The sequence below is a fragment of the Pseudomonas sp. NCCP-436 genome, assembly GCF_019656335.1.
GTDB lineage: Bacteria > Pseudomonadota > Gammaproteobacteria > Pseudomonadales > Pseudomonadaceae > Aquipseudomonas.
Genome location: NZ_BPLZ01000002.1, coordinates 273,754 through 290,037 on the forward strand (window position 1 = coordinate 273,754; position 16,284 = coordinate 290,037).

Consider the following 16,284-nt stretch of genomic DNA (forward strand, 5'->3'; position numbering starts at 1 on the left):
GGGGGCGTTGCCCCCGTTGGTTCAGGCCTTCGGGTAGTCGTTGAGGGAGATGACCCGGGTCTTGCCGATGCGGTGGCGATAGATCTCGCGCAGGTACTTGATGGCCTGCTTGACGCTCTCGCGCGACAGACGGATGTCGTTGATGGAAACGAACTTGTCCCTATCGTGGATCAGCTCGCGGTACTTCTTCTCGTACATCGGCTTGATGGCGTACCAGTTGGTATCGAGGATCTTTGCCGGATCCTCGTACTCGTTGAGCATCGCGTCGAGCTGAGCCTCGTTGAAGCGCTCGGCGACGATGAAGTCGAGCATGGCGTCGTCCAGGCTGTCGTCGAAGCGGTAATGATCACGGGCGAAGCAGCGCTTGATGTAGGCGACGATCAGGGTCAGGAAATCGTCCGACAGGCACGGGCTCTTGACGATCAGGGTGGTCAGCGACAGGTTGGCCGAGGCGCCGATCACCAGAGCGTAGCGTTTGAGCGTGGTGTTGGGGAACAGGTTGTTAAGGTGGGTCTTGAGCCTGTTCAGATCCATGTACGACAGCTTGTAGTCCTTCGGCAGCGAGACTATGGATACCACCGACGAGCAGTTCTTGAAGAAGTGCAGCTCGCTCAGTTCCGAGGCGTCGTAGCCGCTTGACTTGTATTGCTCCAGGGCTTGGCGGTAGCGCTTTGATTCGATTGGCAGCAGGCTGATGCCCTCGATGGCCTGGGTCACCTTGTTGAAGTGCGGCAGGTCGATGGAACGGAAAAACAGATCGTCGATATCTAGGCGCTGAGGATGTGGCTCCTTGTCCAGTACCCGGAATTTCTCCGTAAGGTGGGCCTGCTGATCCGGCACCACGGACTCGGCATAGGCCACTGCCACCGGCCCGGCCAGGCTCATGAACAGGTCATTGGCATCGAGGCGGATGGTTTCGCCGATGTCGATGCCGGCACGGCGGAAGTAGTTCTGGTCGTAGTCGCTGGTCACCGCCTGGGCGGTGAGGATGTTGAAAATCTGCTGCGAGATGTACTGGTTGGCGTGACGCTCCATGGCGGTCACGTCGATGTTGTGGATGCTGCCGTCGCCGCTTTCCTCGGCGTAACGCATGATGTCGTTGGAGATCAGCATCATGGCGTTCCACGGGCGTACCCGACGCATCACGCTTTCGGCGCTGCTCTGTTCGTTGTCGAAGTTGTAGGAGAAATCCCATTCCTCGGCCAGGTACTTGCACAGCAGGCGTCCGGCGTTGATGTGCAGCGCTTCGGACATTTCGCTGCGCTGATTGGAGATGTTCGGCAGGATGCAGATACCGCTGGTGAAGATCGGCTCGAAGACGAAACCACGGTCGCGTTCGCCGTCACTTTCCTCGTCCAGCATCTTGGTGTCGAAGGTCTTGCTCATGTAGGCGAACTGCTGGGCCAGGCCGAATTCCGAAGCCATGCCCGAGCCAGTACCGCCGCCGGCGCTGAAAATATAGAAGTACAGACGCGACTGGTTGGCCTTGATACCGCAGGAGTCGATCAGATAGCTGTGGATGAACTTCCAGTCCTCGTTGGTGAAGCGCTGGGTATCCTTGTTGAGGATGATCTTGGCCAGGTACTGGCCGAGAATCGGCGCGTTGCCGGCGCCCCCCGCATGAACCTCGGACAAGTCCATGATCTTCATCTTGCTGTAGTCGCTGAGAAAACCGCTCGTCTCACCCTTGCGCGAGAAACGGATACGACCTTCGATGTCCTTGTCCAGGTCGCCGAGCATCACCAGTGGCTCGATCAAAAATACCGGCTTGCTGCTCTTGGCCGGTGTGCGCAGTAGGTTGCTGCGGATCCAGCGGCTGGGGCGCGAGCTTTGTTCGAGGGCAGCGGTGGCCTCGCTATGGAACTCTTCCAGATAGTACTGGCGGGCGTTGTAGACCAGCGAGGCAACATCCAGGGCGATATTCGAACCACAGCGACCAAGGCCGATCAGGCATACCGAGGGGAACTGCTGGATGCGGGTGGACTCGTCCTCGCTCAACGGTTCGGCCAATGGGAACACCATGTTGCGCAGGCCATCGAGGTTGTCGAGGATGCGCTCGATGTCACGTTCGGTGAAGTACAGGTATTGCTCGCCGTGGGCACTGGCCTGCGGCAAGGTGGTGGATATCGGCTCGTTATCGGCGATGTCTGCCTGGGTGATATCCCCGTTGCTGATCAGGACGTCTTTTTTTCTTGTTTTCATCGGCGGCAATCCGGCGGTTCAAGGTGTATTGGCAATTGGCCATATTAGAACCAAATCGTGCTTTCTTGCACACAAAAGAAATAAAGCCTGTGTCTCCATCTCTAAATTGTCTTGCTTTGCCTGAATGCTTTCGATAGGAACGGCCGTATCAGCGAACTGGGGCTGCTGTGCCGGGCCTATTCGCCTTTAGGCATGCTCTCTCCCGTATGGATGTCGGAGGCTAACCAGCCTGGTTGCCGGCTGGAGCTGCGGATTACCAGTAGTACAGGGCTGGTGATGAAGCAGCCCGTGTGGCTATGCTCTGAAGGGAAGCCGGCAGGGGGATGCGATGTCTGGAAGATGGTTGGGAGCCATGCTGGCATGCCTGAGTCTGCCTGTAGCTGCCGAAGTGCTGAACATCGGTTTTGGCACGCACAAACCGCCCTATGTGTTCGAAGGGGAATCGCGTGGTCTGGAGTACGAGCTGGTTGTACGTGCGTTGGAGCTGGCCGGATTCGAACCGGTGGCCTATTACGCGCCCAGCGAGCGACTGCACCTGATGCTGCGACGCGGGGAGATCGATGCAATCACCACCACCCATGAGCACAGCGGGGTGAAGGCGTATTATTCGGACGTCTACATTCGCTATCAGAACGTAGCGGTGGCGCTAGCCAGCCGTGGCTATCGTATTGAGCGTATAAGCGATCTGGGTCAGTACTCGGTCAGCGCTTTCCAGCGTGCCCGTCTGCTGCTGGGACCAGAGTTTGAGCGCATGGCCATGAATAACCCGCGCTATCGCGAGGAGGCGCTGCAGATCAACCGCAATCGGCTGCTTTACAGTGGTCGTACCGATGTGGTGATCGGTGACCGCCTGATCATCCGTTACCTTGACCGGGAGGTGGCTGAACAAGTGGATGTCAGCCAGCCGCTGGCCTGGTTCGATGTCTTTCCTCCGACCTACTACCGCATGGGTTTTCGTGAGGAGGAAGCGCGTCGGCGTTTCGATCAGGGGCTGCTGCTACTGCGCGAGAGCGGGGAGTACCAGGCTATCGAGCGCCGCTACCGGTTGCCGGAAAGCCACTGAATGGCCTCGACGTCGGCAGGGGCTGTTACTTCTTGCTGATGGTGATCTGCCGCGTGCCGCCGTAGGTCTGGCCGCTGACGCCCTTGGCGATCTGCTGGATTTCTCCGCCATTCTGCAGAAAGGCCGCAACCTGCGCCTCGATGGACTCGCGGGTCTCTACTGCCGGGGCGGGTTTGCTGACTTTGTTGGCGGAGGATTTGACGCGGAGGGTAGCCATGACCTGATCTCTTGAAGGCGGGCGGCCGGCCATTATGCCTCATCGGGCCGGATTCTGCTTGTCCAGGCTGTTGGCAAGGTTCCGAGTAGCCTTCGCTGAAATCTGGCAAAGCCCGGGCTCGTCTGTCTTGCAGCGCATCCGACCGGTCGTCGTATGGCTCGCAAGACTGCCCGGTAACAGGCGGACTGGCGTAGAATGGCCGACTGTCTTGACGAGGTAAAACGCCATGGCCCTGATCGGTCGGATGAATTCTTTGCAAGTGCTGCGGCACACCGATTTCGGCTTGTATCTGGACGGCGGCGCCGACGGCGAGATCCTTCTGCCCAAGCGCTACATCCCAAAGGACGTGCCAAGCGGGGAGGATGACTGGCTCAACGTATTCGTCTACCTCGACAGCGAGGATCGGCTGATTGCGACCACGTTGCGGCCGAAGATCCAGTTGGGTGAGTTCGCCAGCCTCAAGGTGGTCGACATAAACCGCATAGGCCTCTTTCTCGATTGGGGTCTGCCTAAGGATCTGCTGCTGCCGCATTCGGAGGAGAAACGCCCGCTACAGGTGGGTGACTACTGCGTAGTCCATCTGTACCTCGATAAGCGCAGCCGCCGCCTGACCGCCACGGCCCGGCTGGATCGCTACTTGGACCAGACCCCGCCGAACTACCGGGTCGGGCAGGAAGTGGATTTGCTGGTGGTCGAGCGCACCGATCTGGGTTTCAAGGCCATCGTTGACGGCACGCACTGGGGGCTGATCCACAAGAACGAGCTATTCCGCTTTATCCGCAGTGGCATGCGTGAAAAGGGTTACATCCGCGAGGTGCGGGCAGACGGCAGGATCAGCCTGAGTCTGCAGCCGCTGGGGCGCGAGGCGGCCGACAGCCTGACCGGGCAGATACTCCAGCGCCTGCGCGAGCAGGATGGGGTTCTGGCGCTGGGCGACAAGAGCCCGCCGGAGCTGATCAGCGCGCAGTTCCGCGTCAGCAAGGGCAACTTCAAGAGGGCCATTGGCGGCCTCTACAAGCAGGGCCGGATTCTCATACACGACGACCATATCGAATTGGTCGATAAATGATGTGCGAATGACTTGAGTGCGCGCCTCGCAACTCGCATAATTCTCCGCGTTTTCAAGCCGGTGTAGCTCAGCTGGTAGAGCAGCGCACTCGTAACGCGAAGGTCGCAGGTTCGACTCCTGTCTCCGGCACCAGTAGAATCAAGGCCAGCAGCGATGCTGGCCTTTTTTGTTGGCCTCTTTTTCGACTTTTTGTCCAAATCCTGTCCATCTGATCTAGAGGGCAGTCGATGGCGTCTTTCCGTAAGCGTGGCGAGCTGCAGTGGTAAGCTCGTATCAACCGCAAGGGCGTTAATAACGGGTTTGCAATGCGTTACTGGTAGATGCGCTGGAAGCCGGTCACGCTGAAGCCGTTCATTCGCCGCTCACCAACCAGAATGATCGGTACGCCGTTTCCGCCCAGGGCGTCGTAGGCCTGGCGGGCGCGTGAGTCTTTCTCGATATCGTGCTCGATGAAGCTGATGCCGCTTTGCTGGAAGTACTGGCGCGCCTGCTTGCAGTAGCCGCACCAGGCGGCCGAATACATGAACACTCGCTTGGAGGTGCTGGCGGCTGTGGGGGAAAGTTTCTCGTAGTTGACGCTCTCGTAGGAGTTGACGCGTAGCGGGAGGCGCTCGGCCCGATCCTGGTTCTGTGGGCGATCGCCGAAATTCACTCGGCCGTTTTCATCCGTCCATTTGTAGATTTCGCCAGTGGCGATCAGGGGAAGGGTGGCCAGCAGGGCTAGGGCGAATCGCCTCATGTAGTGGGCTTCCATGCTCGTTGGGAAAGGCAAGCATAGCCCGGCGCCATCTGGGTGCGGAAGGCGCCGGCTGTATCCTGTTGGTGGTCAGCCGGGCAGACGAGTTTCCGGCCGGGGATCGAGCAGGTTCCAGCATGCGATAAACAGCGCGGCTATCAGCGGGCCGATAACGAAGCCGTTAAGGCCGAGCAGAGCCAGACCGCCGAGTGTGGAAATGAGGATCAGGTAGTCGGGCATGCGGGTGTCCTTGCCGACCAGTATTGGCCGCAGGATGTTGTCCACCATGCCGATTACCAGCACGCCGAAGGCAGTAAGAATCAGCCCTTGCCAGAGGCTGCCGCTGAGCATCAGGTAGGCCGCCACCGGGGCCCAGACAATGCCGGCGCCGGCAGCCGGCAGCAGTGACAGAAAGGCCATCAGTACCCCCCAAAGGAGCGGGCTGGGAATGTCCAGTAGCCAGAAGATCAGCCCACCAAGTGCGCCTTGTACAACCGCTACCACCAGGTTGCCTTTGACCGTGGCGCGTACCACACGGGTGAACTTGATCTGCAGTCGGTGCTTGGTGGAGTCCTCCAGCGGGATGGTGTCGCGAATGCTGCGGATTAGAGGGCGACCGTCACGTAGCAGGAAGAACAGCAGGTAGAGCATGACGAAGAAACCGACGAAAAACTCGAAGGTGCCCTGGCCTATGGCAAATACCTGGGTGGCCAGGAGCTGGCTGCCGGTCATGGCGAGTGAGGAGATTTTTTTCTGCAGTCCTTCCAGGTCGTGTAAGCCGATATTTTCGAGCTGCTGCTGCGCCGAAGGAGGCAGCATGGCGACGAAGCGGGTGACGTATTCGCCAATGTTCAGTTCGCCGGACTCCAGCCTTTGATACAGCGCACTGCCTTCAGCCACCACCGCCGAGGTGATGAAGATCACCGGCAGAATTGCCACCAGCAGGCAGATGGTCAGGGTCAGCAGGGCCGACAGGTTGCCGCGTCCTCCTGTTCGGCGAATCAGGCGGTCCTGTAATGGGTTGAACAGCACCGCCAGCACTACGGCCCAGAATATGGCGCCGTAGAACGGCAGCAGAATCCAGAAGAAGGCCACCGTCACCAGGAGGAGCAGGAGGATAAAGGCTTTGTTCTTGAAGGTCGGGTTTGGCATGGCGGCGTCCCTGTGGAGTTGTTTCCGTTAGTCCACCGGCTGTGGGCAAAGTGCCCGCTGACGCCTGTGGCAGCGGGCGAGTTCGGATGAGGGACAGGTTCTTTTCGTACGGATCGGGCGTTGTTCGTGGGCAGACGTTGCAGACTGATCGATAGGCTTGCGGAACGGTGAGGATGTTCTGCGTGGGGGAAGGTTGGGCCGCCAATTGGCGGCCCCGTGCAGGGTTAGCTGACGTAGACAGGGCCGATTCCCAGACCCCAGAGGATTACCGAGCTGGCTATCATCGCCACCAGCACGACCAGCCCCACGGCCAGTACCGAGCTGGAGAACATGAAGCCTTCGTCCTTGGGAATGTTCATAAAGGTCGGGATGCCGACATAGAGCAGGTACACCGTGTAGCAGATGGCTGCCGTGCCCACCACCATGGCCAGCCACAGGTGTGGGTAGAGAGCCGCGAGGCCGCCGATAAACAGCGGAGTGGCATTGTAAGCAGCGAATACGATGCACTGCGTGAGGCTGGGGTTGGCGTCGTAGGTTCGGGACATCCAGTGGATAAAGGCGCCCATCACCGCCACTCCGGCAAGCATCGCCAGATAGGAGAGGATGGTCATTACCATTGCACTGCTTTCGGTCAGCATCACCGGCGGGCGGTCGCCGATGGCCCAGCCGACCTGGGTGGTGCCAATGAAGGCCGAGATGGCCGGGATGGCTGCAAGCACCAGGACATGAGTGAGGTACATGTGGCTGATGGTTTCTTCCTCGCCACGTATTTCTTGCCATTCTTGATCAGGATGGGTGAGGAGCCCCCAAACGTGGTGGATCATGTCAGACACCTCCTTTCTTATGACGGTCGCCCCCCAGTGGAAATCCGGTGTGCTGACGCGACGCCGGCTGCTGCTCCGAATCTGTGCGACCTTATGCCGCAGTATAGGCGGCGGCTGAAGAACTCGTGGTGTCTGGAGTTAGAGCAAATTGCTCTCTCGGATTTAGTTGTAATAGCGTGTCAGAATTTCCATGGCCTTGTTGATCGACTGTAGCCGCTCTGTGCTGCCGCCCCGATCCGGATGGTGCTGACTGACCAGTTGCCGGTAACGGTGCTTGATACGAAGCATGTCCAGCGGTGCGCCGTCGTCCAGTTCGAACAGCTCCAGTGCCGCCTGCTTCTCTTGACTACCCTGCATGCGTGTCCAGAAACTGGTGAGCAGTCGCTCTACCTCCCGCTCGTCGGTGTCACGCAGATGAGTAAGGTCCAGGTAGTAGTCGCGCATCCCGTCCTGCTCGCTAAGTGCCGCCGTTCCTGGTTCGTAGGGCAGCAGGCGAATACGCAGCGGGCTGATTTGCAAGAGATGGCTTTGCTGCTGCCAGAGCCGGTCGCGCAGGCGGTAGAGGGCGTTGAACAGCAGGAAGTGGGTGCGAAACAGCACCAGCTTGTCGCTTAGCGGCAGATTGGGCAGGTGTCCGCTATGGCGGCTTTTCAGCGCCTGGATGAGGTCATACTCAGCCAAGCCCTCTGGCGTGGCCTGCAGCACCTGGAAGAGCTGATCGCAGAGGTCGAGGTTCGGGTCGAGATCGTCAGTCATCGGCGCAGCCTAGCATTTAACCGAGGACGGGGTAGGGCCTGCGCGTCATTGTGCGTAAAATGGCGCGCTTTCGTTCTCACCCCCGGATTTCGACGCATCATGGGCACTCTTTCAGTTAACCAGAACAAACTGCAAAAGCGCATTCGCCGCCTGGCCGGCGAGGCCATCACCGATTTCAACATGATTGAGGATGGTGACAAGGTGATGGTCTGCCTGTCCGGCGGCAAGGACAGTTACACCATGCTGGACGTGTTGCTGTATCTGCAGAAGGTTGCCCCGATCAAGTTCGAGATCGTTGCGGTAAACATGGATCAGAAGCAGCCAGGTTTCCCTGAGCATGTGCTGCCGCAGTATCTGGAGTCCATCGGCGTGGACTATCACATCATCGAGAAGGACACCTACTCGGTGGTGAAGGAGAAGATTCCGGAGGGCAAGACCACCTGCTCGCTGTGTTCGCGCCTTCGCCGCGGCACGCTGTACACCTATGCCGATGAGATCGGCGCGACCAAGATGGCGCTGGGGCATCATCGTGACGACATCCTGGAAACCTTCTTCCTCAACATGTTCTACGGTGGCACGCTCAAGGCCATGCCGCCCAAGCTGCTGTCGGACGACGGCCGCAATGTGGTGATCCGCCCGCTGGCCTACTGCGCCGAGGCCGATATCGAGGCCTACGCCAAGCTCAAGGAATTTCCGATCATCCCGTGCAATCTGTGCGGCTCGCAGGAAAACCTGCAGCGCCAGGTGGTCAAGGACATGCTGCGTGAGTGGGAGCGCAAGAGCCCGGGGCGTACCGAGATCATGTTCCGTGCGTTGCAGAACGTGCATCCGTCGCAACTGGCCGATCGCAATCTGTTCGACTTCCGCAGCCTGAAGATCGACGATAACGCCACGCCGCGCTTCGTCGATGTGATGAGTCTGTAATCCGCTTCGCTGCACGTGCCGCTTGCCAGGCTGTGAAGGCCTGGAGTATGGTTCGGCCATCGTTTTGGAGAATTTCATGCTGTCCAGTCTCGTTAACCTGCTATCCTCGCAAGCCGGCGCTACTCGCGCTGCGCTGGTGCGTGCGCAGCAGGTTCTGGCAGTGGCGTATTACTTTTTTGGGTATTGGTTTAGCCATAGGCGCGCCTGATACCCCACAGGCGGCCTGAGCACACAGGGTCGCCACCAGAGACGTTTCCAGAAAACCCCCGGTCGGCAACCCGACCGGGGGTTTTGTTTTTTCCGGCCAGAAACGGCCACAGATCGAGGAATCACAGATGAACCGTTATCAGCACTATTACCGTAGCTACTGGCGATTTAGCAGCCTCACCGACCTCTCGACATCCTTGTCTCGAACTACCAGATAGAGCCGTCGCGGCACCGCCCGCGCCGGCCAGGGAAACCACCAGATCATGAACGCTTCCGTCTCCGCCCAACTGATTTCCACCGCTACTCCAGTTACCCGCCGCAGTGCCAAGTCACTGCCCAGCCCCAGCGTATTGCGTCAGCGTCTGCCGCTACCGACTCCTCTTGCCGAACGTGTTCAGGCCGACCGTGCAGCCATTCGTGCCGTGCTTGACGGTCGCGATGACCGCCTGCTGGTGGTCGTCGGGCCCTGCTCGCTGCACGATCCGGTCGCAGCCCTTGAATACGCCGAGCGCCTGGCCGAGCTGGCGCCGCAGGTCTGCGACCAGTTGCTGTTGGTTATGCGCGCCTACGTGGAAAAGCCACGTACCACCGTCGGCTGGAAAGGCCTGCTATACGATCCGCATCTCGATGGCAGTGGCGACATGGCCGAAGGCCTGCGCCTGTCGCGTCAGTTGATGCTGGATATCCTCGCCCGTGGCCTGCCGCTGGCCACCGAGCTGTTGCAGCCGTTAGCCGTCGGTTACCTGGATGATCTGCTCAGTTGGGCGGCGATTGGCGCGCGTACCACTGAGTCACAGACTCATCGAGAAATGGTCAGCGGTCTGGATCTGCCGGTCGGGTTCAAGAACGGCACTGACGGAAGCGTCGGTATTGCCTGTGACGCCATGCGTTCAGCGGCGCACCCGCATCAGCACTTCGGCATCGACGAGCTTGGTCATCCGACGTTGCTGCAAACCACCGGCAATCCGTACACTCATCTGGTACTGCGTGGCGGTCATGGCGCGCCGAACCATGATCCGGCCAGTGTTGCCACTGCCCGTGAGGCGCTGCAACGTCAGGGTATTGCGCCGCGCATCATGGTCGATTGCAGCCATGCCAACAGCGGCAAGGATCCGCTGCGCCAGCCGGCGGTACTGGACAGCGTGATCGATCAGCGCCTGGCCGGCGATACCAGCCTGCGTGGGGTGATGCTGGAAAGCCACCTGTTCGATGGCTGTCAGGCGCTGGGGGGCGAGCTGCGCTATGGCGTTTCGATTACCGACGGTTGCCTGGGCTGGGATGGCACTGAGGTGGCTCTGCGCCACGCGGCCGAACGCCTGCGCGGATGAACGGCTTGCGAGGGCATGGCTTGTACGTGCAGGCTTGCTTATCCGTTTCCTGACAGGGTCGATCCATGCGTGACTACAAATGGCTGCACGAATACTGCCTCAATCGCTTCGGCTCGGCACAGGCGCTGGAGGAGCGTCTGCCGCAGCCGCGCAGTGATGCCGAGCTGCGCGCATTGGCCGACGACCGCTATTTGTCACTGATCAGCCAGCGTATCTTCCGCGCCGGGCTCAAACACAGTCTGGTGGATGCCAAGTGGCCGGCATTCGAGGAAGTGTTCTTTGGCTTCGATCCGGAAAAGGTGGTGCTGATGGGCGGTGAGTGGCTGGAGCGGCTAATGCAGGATGCTCGGCTGATCCGTCATCTGGGCAAGCTGAAAAGTGTGCCGCGCAATGCCCAGTTCATTCTCGATGTGCGTCGCGAGAAAGGCAGCTTTGGTGCATTGATTGCCGGCTGGCCGGTTGGCGATATCGTTGGCTTGTGGAAGTATCTGGCCAGGCATGGCAACCAGCTCGGTGGTTTGTCTGCACCACGATTTTTGCGCATGGTGGGCAAGGATACCTTCATCCCCACCGATGATCTGGTGGCGGCATTGAAGGCGCAGGGGGTGATCGACAAGGCACCGACCAGTCAGAAAGAGCTGGCGGCAGTGCAGGCCGTTTTCAACCAGTGGCAGGCCGAGAGCGATCGGCCGCTGTGCCAGCTATCGGTTATGCTGGCGCATACGGTCAATCACTGAGCGACTCCTGCAGCGCTTCCAGCCATTCGCGCGGTACATCGCGCCGCAGCGCCAGCTGGCACTGCTGGCTTTCCGGGTCGAACACGATAACTGCCTCGCCCCGCTCCAGCGCCCGACGCACGCGCAGCACGCGGGTTTCAAGCGGGGTTTCGTCGCCATTGTCGGTGCCATCACGAGTCACGAAGTCCTCGATCAGGGCGGTGAGCGTGTCGGCTTGCAGCAGGTGAGCGGGGATCAGCACGGTAGGAGGCTCCTGTTAAGGTGCCTATGATAGAGACGTAGTCCATTCTGCAACACCTGCTGCGACTGCTCTGAGCTCTGGCGGTTGCGTTTGTGACATCTGGCGTGCCCTGGCTGGTCAGCGTGGCGCCTGACTCAGCGGAAACAGCAGATCGACGAAGCGCTCGGCAGTCGGCTGCGGTTCGTGGTTGGCCAGGCCGGCCCGCTCGTTGGCCTCGATGAACACGTAATCGGGTTGATCGGCTGCAGGTACCAGCAGGTCGAGGCCGACAACCGGGATTTCCAGGGCGCGGGCGGCCTTGATCGCCGCGTCGCGCAGTACCGGGTGGAGAATCGCGGTGACGTCTTCCAGGGTGCCGCCGGTGTGCAGGTTGGCCGTCTTGCGCACGGCCAGACGCTGGCCGGCCGGTAGTACGCTGTCGTAGTCGAGGCCGGCGCCGTGCAGCGTGCGCAGGGTTTCGGCGTCCTTCGGGATACGGCTCTCGCCACCGGTGGCGGCCTGACGGCGGCGGCTCTGGGCGTCGATCAGTTTGCCGATGCTGTGGAGACCATCGCCGATGATCTCGGCCGGTCGACGGATCGCTGCGGCCACTACCTCGTAGCCGATCACCAGGATGCGCAGGTCATGGCCTTTGTGATAGCTCTCCAGCAGCACGCGCTGATCGAATACGCGGGCGCGTTCGATGGCTTCCTGCACTTCAACTGTCGTACGCAGGTCGACCGCCACACCCTGGCCCTGCTCGCCATCCACCGGCTTGACCACTACCGACCCGTGCTCGGAGAGGAAGCTGGCATTGTCTTCGGCGCTGCCGGCCAGGCGCTGGGCCGGCACGCTGAGACCGGCGCGCGACAGGGTGCGATGGGTCAGGCGCTTGTCCTGGCACAGGGTCATGCTCACGGCGCTGGTGAGGTCGCACAGCGACTCCCGGCAACGAATGCGCCGGCCGCCATGGCTGAGGGTGAACAGTCCGGCCTCGGCGTCATCCACCTGCACCTCGATGCCGCGGCGCAGGGCCTCGTCGACGATGATGCGCGCGTAAGGGTTGAGTTCGTCCTGGGGACCGGGGCCGAGAAACAGTGGCTGGTTGATGCCGTTCTTGCGCTTGAGGCTGAAGGTCTGCAGCTCGCGGAAACCCAGCTTGGCGTAGAGCTTCTTGGCCTGCTTGTTGTCGTGCAGCACCGACAGGTCGAGGTAGCTCAGGCCGCGGCTCATGCCGTGCTCGATCAGGTGACGTACCAGCACTTCGCCGACCCCGGGACGACTGCAGTGAGGGGCTACTGCCAGACACCACAGGCTGCTGCCGTTTTCCGGATCATGGAAGGCACGCTGGTGATTGAGCCCCATGACGCTGCCGATCACCGCGCCGCTGTCTTCGTCCTCGGCCAGCCAGTAGGTCGGGCCGCCTTCGCTGTAGGGGGTGAGCTTGGCCTGGTCGATGGGCAGCATGTTGCGGGTCTGGTACAGGCAGTTGATCGCCTGCCAGTCCGCTTCGTTCTGCGCACGGCGAATGCGAAAGCCACGGAAACTGCGGCGCGCCGGACGGTAGTCGGTGAACCACAGGCGCAGCGTGTCGGACGGATCGAGAAACAGCTGTTGCGGTGCGTGAGCGAGCACCTGATGTGGTGCGGCGACATACAGGGCGATATCGCGCTCGCCGGGTTGCTCGTTGAGCAGCGCTTCGGCCAGCACGGTGGGGTCCGGGTAGGTGTGACCGATCAGCAGGCGGCCCCAGCCGCAATGGATGGCCTGCGGCTGACTTGGCTGGCTGGCGTGATCTTCAGCCAGGCGCGCTTGCAGGCGCTCGTAGGAGGGCGTCTGGCCGCGCAGCAGGCGTTGGTTGAAGGCAGTGGAGCGCATGGAATAGTCCCTGTCCGTGTTCATTACGTCCGGTCTGAGCCGGATCGTCATTGAGTCGCGACAAATCCCGGCTTTGCCGGGCTACGACCATTGATCCCGCAGGAGCGGCCAAATGGCCGCTCCTTCTCTGTTACAGACCCTGTTCGCTCAGCCACAGGTTGAGCGCCGCCAGTTGCCACAGCTTGGAACCGCGTAGCGGTGTGAGCTGGCTCTGCGGGTTGGTCAGCAGCTGGTCGAGCATGTTCGGGTTGAACAGGCCGCGATCCTGGCTCGGATCGAGCAGCAGGTCGCGCACCCAGCCAAGGGTCGCGCCCTCCAGGTGCTTGAGACCGGGAACCGGGAAGTAGCCCTTGGGCCGGTCGATCACCTCGCTGGGAATGAGTTGGCGCGCGGCTTCCTTGAGCACGTACTTGCCGCCTTCGGGCAGCTTGAACTGAGCCGGAATACGCGCGGAAAGCTCGGCCACGCGGTAGTCGAGGAACGGTGTGCGTGCCTCCAGGCCCCAGGCCATGGTCATGTTGTCCACGCGTTTGACCGGGTCATCGACCAGCATCACCGTGCTGTCCAGGCGCAGCGCCTTGTCCACCGCCGCATCTGCCCCCGGCATGGCGAAATGCTCGCGAACGAACTCGCCGGCCATGTCGTCGGTCAGCCAGGCCGGTTGCACGCAGGCTGCGTATTCGTCGTGCTCGCGGTCGAAGAAGGCCGCGCGGTAGGCGGCGAAGGCATCCTTGGCGCCGTCGACCTGCGGGTACCAGTGGTAGCCGGCGAACAGTTCGTCGGCGCCCTGGCCGCTCTGCACCACCTTGCAGTGCCTGGCCACTTCCCGCGAGAGCAGGTAGAAGGCGATGCAGTCATGGCTGACCATCGGCTCGCTCATGGCGCGGAAGGCTTGCGGCAACTGCTCGAGAATCTCGTGCTCGCCGATGCGCAGCTGATGGTGGCGGGTGGCGAAGCGCTGGACGATCAGGTCCGAATACTGGAACTCATCACCACGTTCGCCGCCGGCGTCCTGAAATCCGATGGAGAAGGTCAGCAGGTTCTCCACACCCGCTTCGCGCAGCAGGCCGACCAGCATGCTCGAATCGACGCCACCGGAGAGCAGCACGCCGACGTCGACGGCGGCGCGCTGGCGAATGGCCACGGCCTCGCGCATGGTTTCCAGCGTCTGATCGCGCCATTCTTCAAGGCCGTAGCTGGCCTCGTCACCTTGCGGGCCGAACTGCAGCGTCCACCAGGTCTTCTGCTCGACCTTGCCGTCGGCGTCGATGCGCATCCAGGTGGCCGGTGGCAGTTTTTCCACGCCTGCCAGGATGGTGCGTGGCGCCGGTACCACGGCATGGAAGTTCAGGTAGTGGTTGAGCGCGATCGGGTCGAGCGTCCCGGCGATATCGCCGCCCTTCAGCAGGGCCGGCAGCGACGAGGCGAAGCGCAGGCGTTCGCCGGTACGCGACAGGTACAGCGGTTTGACGCCGAGACGGTCGCGGGCGATGAACAGGCTCTGTTTGTCGCGCTCCCAGATTGCGAAGGCGAACATGCCGTTGAGCTTGGGCAGCAGGGCTTCACCCCAGGCGTGATAGCCCTTGAGCAGTACCTCGGTGTCACCACCGGAGAAGAAGCGGTAACCCAGTGCTTCCAGTTCGCTGCGCAGTTCGGGGTAGTTGTAGATGGCGCCGTTGAACACCATCGAGAGGCCGAGATCGCTGTCGATCATCGGCTGGCCCGAAGCCTCGGCCAGATCCATGATCTTCAGGCGGCGATGGCCCAGGGCGATGGGGCCCTGACTATGAAAGCCATGGGCGTCGGGGCCGCGAGGGGCCAGGTGATGAGTGATGCGCTCGACTGCCGCCAGATCCGCGGGGCGTCGATCAAAACGTAGTTCTCCAGCTATTCCGCACATGGTTCCTTACCGGTGTTGCCGTTGGGGAGTGAGGGCGTCGGCGTGCCGAGCCTTTTACACCCAAACAAAACAATGCTTTCATGTCAAACTTTGTTATGAGGTAATTTGCTGGTTATGGCTGGAAATAACATTCCATTTGAAACCGATATGGCGGTTACTCAGGAATTCGAGATGCTGTTGTTTCAGGCCTTACGACGGCTTCAGCAGGCTGGTGAAGTGCACGCCAAGCGCCTGGCCCGCTTTGGTGGGCTGACTCCCGTGCAACTGATGGTGTTGCAGGTGCTGGCGAGGGAAACGCGGCTGACGGCCAGTGCACTGAGCAGTCGGGTCAGCCTTACCGCGGCGACGCTGTCCGGTCTGCTAGACCGACTGGAGGAGCGGGGGCTGTTACAGCGTCAGCGTGATGATCAGGACCGGCGCCGGCAGTGGTTGTTGATTAGCGATGCCGGTCGGGAACTGATTCGGCAGGCACCCTCGCTGATGCCGCCGGAGTTCAACCGTCGTTTTGCCGCGCTCAGCGACTGGGAGCGGTATGCACTGGCTGCTGCGCTGTTGCGTGCGGCCGAGCTGTGCGGGGAGGAGTGAAGACGAGTGGTCGGCACCGGTTTCTCATGAAAAAAATCAAGCAGGGTATTGACTTAGCCTCGCTGCCTGAATAAAGTGCGCGCCTCGCTAAGGCACATGGGTGGTTAGCTCAGCCGGGAGAGCATCTGCCTTACAAGCAGAGGGTCGGCGGTTCGATCCCGTCACCACCCACCATAGCGAAATCGGACGCAAGTCCGGCCGACGCGCAGCGGTAGTTCAGTCGGTTAGAATACCGGCCTGTCACGCCGGGGGTCGCGGGTTCGAGTCCCGTCCGCTGCGCCATTATTTTCCAGCACGATCAAGGTCGGGCTGAGATGGCAGGCCAGAAAGGCTGTCATCAGAAGTTACAGAGTTCTATTGGACGCAAGTCCAGCCGACACGCAGCGGTAGTTCAGTCGGTTAGAATACCGGCCTGTCACGCCGGGGGTCGCGGGTTCGAGTCCCGTCCGCTGCGCCATATCAAACCCGCAGGCTTTCAAAAGCCTG

15 protein-coding genes and 4 tRNA genes are annotated in these 16,284 nt (G+C 61.0%); 10 read left to right on the forward strand and 9 right to left on the reverse strand.

From position 1 onward, the window contains the following. Nucleotides 1–21: 21 nt before the first annotated feature. Nucleotides 22–2,202: a hypothetical protein gene (locus NCCP436_RS03370; protein WP_220802379.1), complete on the reverse strand. Its 2,181-nt coding sequence runs from the start codon at nucleotides 2,200–2,202 to the stop codon at nucleotides 22–24. Nucleotides 2,203–2,554: 352 nt separating this feature from the next. Between NCCP436_RS03370 and NCCP436_RS03375 the strand changes: the two genes are divergently transcribed. Further along, complete coding sequence (locus NCCP436_RS03375; RefSeq protein WP_220802380.1) at nucleotides 2,555–3,265, forward strand: ABC transporter substrate-binding protein; 711 nt, start codon at nucleotides 2,555–2,557, stop codon at nucleotides 3,263–3,265. A gap of 25 nt (nucleotides 3,266–3,290) precedes the next feature. On the opposite strand, the gene NCCP436_RS03380 is transcribed toward NCCP436_RS03375, so the two are convergent. Continuing rightward, on the reverse strand, nucleotides 3,291–3,482 hold the full coding sequence (locus NCCP436_RS03380; RefSeq protein ID WP_220802381.1) for a hypothetical protein: 192 nt from the start codon (nucleotides 3,480–3,482) through the stop codon (nucleotides 3,291–3,293). Between the two features lie 226 nt (nucleotides 3,483–3,708). Between NCCP436_RS03380 and NCCP436_RS03385 the strand changes: the two genes are divergently transcribed. Together NCCP436_RS03385 and NCCP436_RS03390 are read left to right on the forward strand one after the other, a co-directional pair. After that, entirely contained in the window at nucleotides 3,709–4,551 is an 843-nt protein-coding gene (locus NCCP436_RS03385) for a S1 RNA-binding domain-containing protein (RefSeq protein ID WP_220802382.1), read from the forward strand. 56 nt (nucleotides 4,552–4,607) lie between these two features. Beyond that, a tRNA-Thr gene (locus NCCP436_RS03390) sits at nucleotides 4,608–4,683 on the forward strand. Between the two features lie 178 nt (nucleotides 4,684–4,861). Here NCCP436_RS03390 and NCCP436_RS03395 read toward each other — a convergent pair. From NCCP436_RS03395 to NCCP436_RS03410, 4 genes are all read right to left on the reverse strand, one after another. Beyond that, nucleotides 4,862–5,290, reverse strand: a complete 429-nt coding sequence (locus NCCP436_RS03395; RefSeq protein ID WP_220802383.1) for a glutaredoxin domain-containing protein — start codon at nucleotides 5,288–5,290, stop codon at nucleotides 4,862–4,864. A gap of 87 nt (nucleotides 5,291–5,377) precedes the next feature. Beyond that, nucleotides 5,378–6,439 carry an AI-2E family transporter gene (locus NCCP436_RS03400; RefSeq protein ID WP_220802384.1) on the reverse strand — a complete coding sequence of 354 codons (1,062 nt, stop codon included), beginning with the start codon at nucleotides 6,437–6,439 and terminating at the stop codon, nucleotides 5,378–5,380. Nucleotides 6,440–6,663: 224 nt separating this feature from the next. Beyond that, complete coding sequence (locus NCCP436_RS03405) at nucleotides 6,664–7,263, reverse strand: Yip1 family protein (RefSeq protein ID WP_220802385.1); 600 nt, start codon at nucleotides 7,261–7,263, stop codon at nucleotides 6,664–6,666. Between the two features lie 162 nt (nucleotides 7,264–7,425). Continuing rightward, nucleotides 7,426–8,019, reverse strand: coding sequence for a DNA-J related domain-containing protein (locus tag NCCP436_RS03410; protein WP_220802386.1), 594 nt, complete (start codon nucleotides 8,017–8,019; stop codon nucleotides 7,426–7,428). A 99-nt stretch (nucleotides 8,020–8,118) separates the two neighbouring features. On the opposite strand from NCCP436_RS03410, the gene ttcA reads away from it, so the two are divergent. From ttcA to NCCP436_RS03425, 3 genes are all read left to right on the forward strand, one after another. Further along, a complete protein-coding gene (ttcA, locus tag NCCP436_RS03415) occupies nucleotides 8,119–8,943 on the forward strand; it encodes a tRNA 2-thiocytidine(32) synthetase TtcA (protein WP_220802387.1) in 825 nt (274 codons plus the stop codon). A 470-nt stretch (nucleotides 8,944–9,413) separates the two neighbouring features. Continuing rightward, a complete protein-coding gene (locus tag NCCP436_RS03420) occupies nucleotides 9,414–10,478 on the forward strand; it encodes a 3-deoxy-7-phosphoheptulonate synthase (RefSeq protein ID WP_220802388.1) in 1,065 nt (354 codons plus the stop codon). Nucleotides 10,479–10,543: 65 nt separating this feature from the next. After that, on the forward strand, nucleotides 10,544–11,215 hold the full coding sequence (locus NCCP436_RS03425; RefSeq protein ID WP_220802389.1) for a DNA-3-methyladenine glycosylase I: 672 nt from the start codon (nucleotides 10,544–10,546) through the stop codon (nucleotides 11,213–11,215). On the opposite strand, the gene NCCP436_RS03430 is transcribed toward NCCP436_RS03425, so the two are convergent. The 3 genes from NCCP436_RS03430 to NCCP436_RS03440 form a co-directional block, all read right to left on the reverse strand. Beyond that, nucleotides 11,205–11,456, reverse strand: a complete 252-nt coding sequence (locus NCCP436_RS03430; protein ID WP_220802390.1) for a YheU family protein — start codon at nucleotides 11,454–11,456, stop codon at nucleotides 11,205–11,207. The two genes, NCCP436_RS03425 and NCCP436_RS03430, sit on opposite strands and share 11 nt — an antisense overlap. A gap of 117 nt (nucleotides 11,457–11,573) precedes the next feature. Then, the gene (gene ngg, locus NCCP436_RS03435) at nucleotides 11,574–13,313 is read right to left on the reverse strand and encodes an N-acetylglutaminylglutamine synthetase (RefSeq protein WP_220802391.1); all 1,740 of its coding nucleotides are present in this window, start codon (nucleotides 13,311–13,313) and stop codon (nucleotides 11,574–11,576) included. A 130-nt stretch (nucleotides 13,314–13,443) separates the two neighbouring features. Next, entirely contained in the window at nucleotides 13,444–15,213 is a 1,770-nt protein-coding gene (locus NCCP436_RS03440; RefSeq protein WP_220802392.1) for an N-acetylglutaminylglutamine amidotransferase, read from the reverse strand. A 147-nt stretch (nucleotides 15,214–15,360) separates the two neighbouring features. On the opposite strand from NCCP436_RS03440, the gene NCCP436_RS03445 reads away from it, so the two are divergent. The 4 genes from NCCP436_RS03445 to NCCP436_RS03460 all read left to right on the forward strand — a co-directional run bounded on the left by NCCP436_RS03445 (nucleotide 15,361) and on the right by NCCP436_RS03460 (nucleotide 16,255). After that, the gene (locus NCCP436_RS03445) at nucleotides 15,361–15,798 is read left to right on the forward strand and encodes a MarR family winged helix-turn-helix transcriptional regulator (RefSeq protein ID WP_375709464.1); all 438 of its coding nucleotides are present in this window, start codon (nucleotides 15,361–15,363) and stop codon (nucleotides 15,796–15,798) included. 98 nt (nucleotides 15,799–15,896) lie between these two features. Continuing rightward, nucleotides 15,897–15,972: transfer RNA gene (locus NCCP436_RS03450), tRNA-Val, on the forward strand. 31 nt (nucleotides 15,973–16,003) lie between these two features. Then, nucleotides 16,004–16,080 (forward strand) — tRNA-Asp (locus NCCP436_RS03455). 98 nt (nucleotides 16,081–16,178) lie between these two features. Next, a tRNA-Asp gene (locus tag NCCP436_RS03460) sits at nucleotides 16,179–16,255 on the forward strand. Nucleotides 16,256–16,284: the final 29 nt, after the last annotated feature.

Excerpts from the sequence above, each read along its gene's own strand:
- NCCP436_RS03370 (WP_220802379.1), bottom strand. The coding sequence starts at position 2,202 with ATGAAAACAAGAAAAAAAGACGTCCTGATCAGCAACGGGGATATCACC.
- NCCP436_RS03375 (WP_220802380.1), top strand. The coding sequence starts at position 2,555 with ATGCTGGCATGCCTGAGTCTGCCTGTAGCTGCCGAAGTGCTGAACATC.
- NCCP436_RS03380 (WP_220802381.1), bottom strand. The coding sequence starts at position 3,482 with ATGGCTACCCTCCGCGTCAAATCCTCCGCCAACAAAGTCAGCAAACCC.
- NCCP436_RS03385 (WP_220802382.1), top strand. The coding sequence starts at position 3,709 with ATGGCCCTGATCGGTCGGATGAATTCTTTGCAAGTGCTGCGGCACACC.
- NCCP436_RS03395 (WP_220802383.1), bottom strand. The coding sequence starts at position 5,290 with ATGAGGCGATTCGCCCTAGCCCTGCTGGCCACCCTTCCCCTGATCGCC.
- NCCP436_RS03400 (WP_220802384.1), bottom strand. The coding sequence starts at position 6,439 with ATGCCAAACCCGACCTTCAAGAACAAAGCCTTTATCCTCCTGCTCCTC.
- NCCP436_RS03405 (WP_220802385.1), bottom strand. The coding sequence starts at position 7,263 with ATGATCCACCACGTTTGGGGGCTCCTCACCCATCCTGATCAAGAATGG.
- NCCP436_RS03410 (WP_220802386.1), bottom strand. The coding sequence starts at position 8,019 with ATGACTGACGATCTCGACCCGAACCTCGACCTCTGCGATCAGCTCTTC.
- ttcA (WP_220802387.1), top strand. The coding sequence starts at position 8,119 with ATGGGCACTCTTTCAGTTAACCAGAACAAACTGCAAAAGCGCATTCGC.
- NCCP436_RS03420 (WP_220802388.1), top strand. The coding sequence starts at position 9,414 with ATGAACGCTTCCGTCTCCGCCCAACTGATTTCCACCGCTACTCCAGTT.
- NCCP436_RS03425 (WP_220802389.1), top strand. The coding sequence starts at position 10,544 with ATGCGTGACTACAAATGGCTGCACGAATACTGCCTCAATCGCTTCGGC.
- ngg (WP_220802391.1), bottom strand. The coding sequence starts at position 13,313 with ATGCGCTCCACTGCCTTCAACCAACGCCTGCTGCGCGGCCAGACGCCC.
- NCCP436_RS03440 (WP_220802392.1), bottom strand. The coding sequence starts at position 15,213 with ATGTGCGGAATAGCTGGAGAACTACGTTTTGATCGACGCCCCGCGGAT.
- NCCP436_RS03445 (WP_375709464.1), top strand. The coding sequence starts at position 15,361 with ATGGCGGTTACTCAGGAATTCGAGATGCTGTTGTTTCAGGCCTTACGA.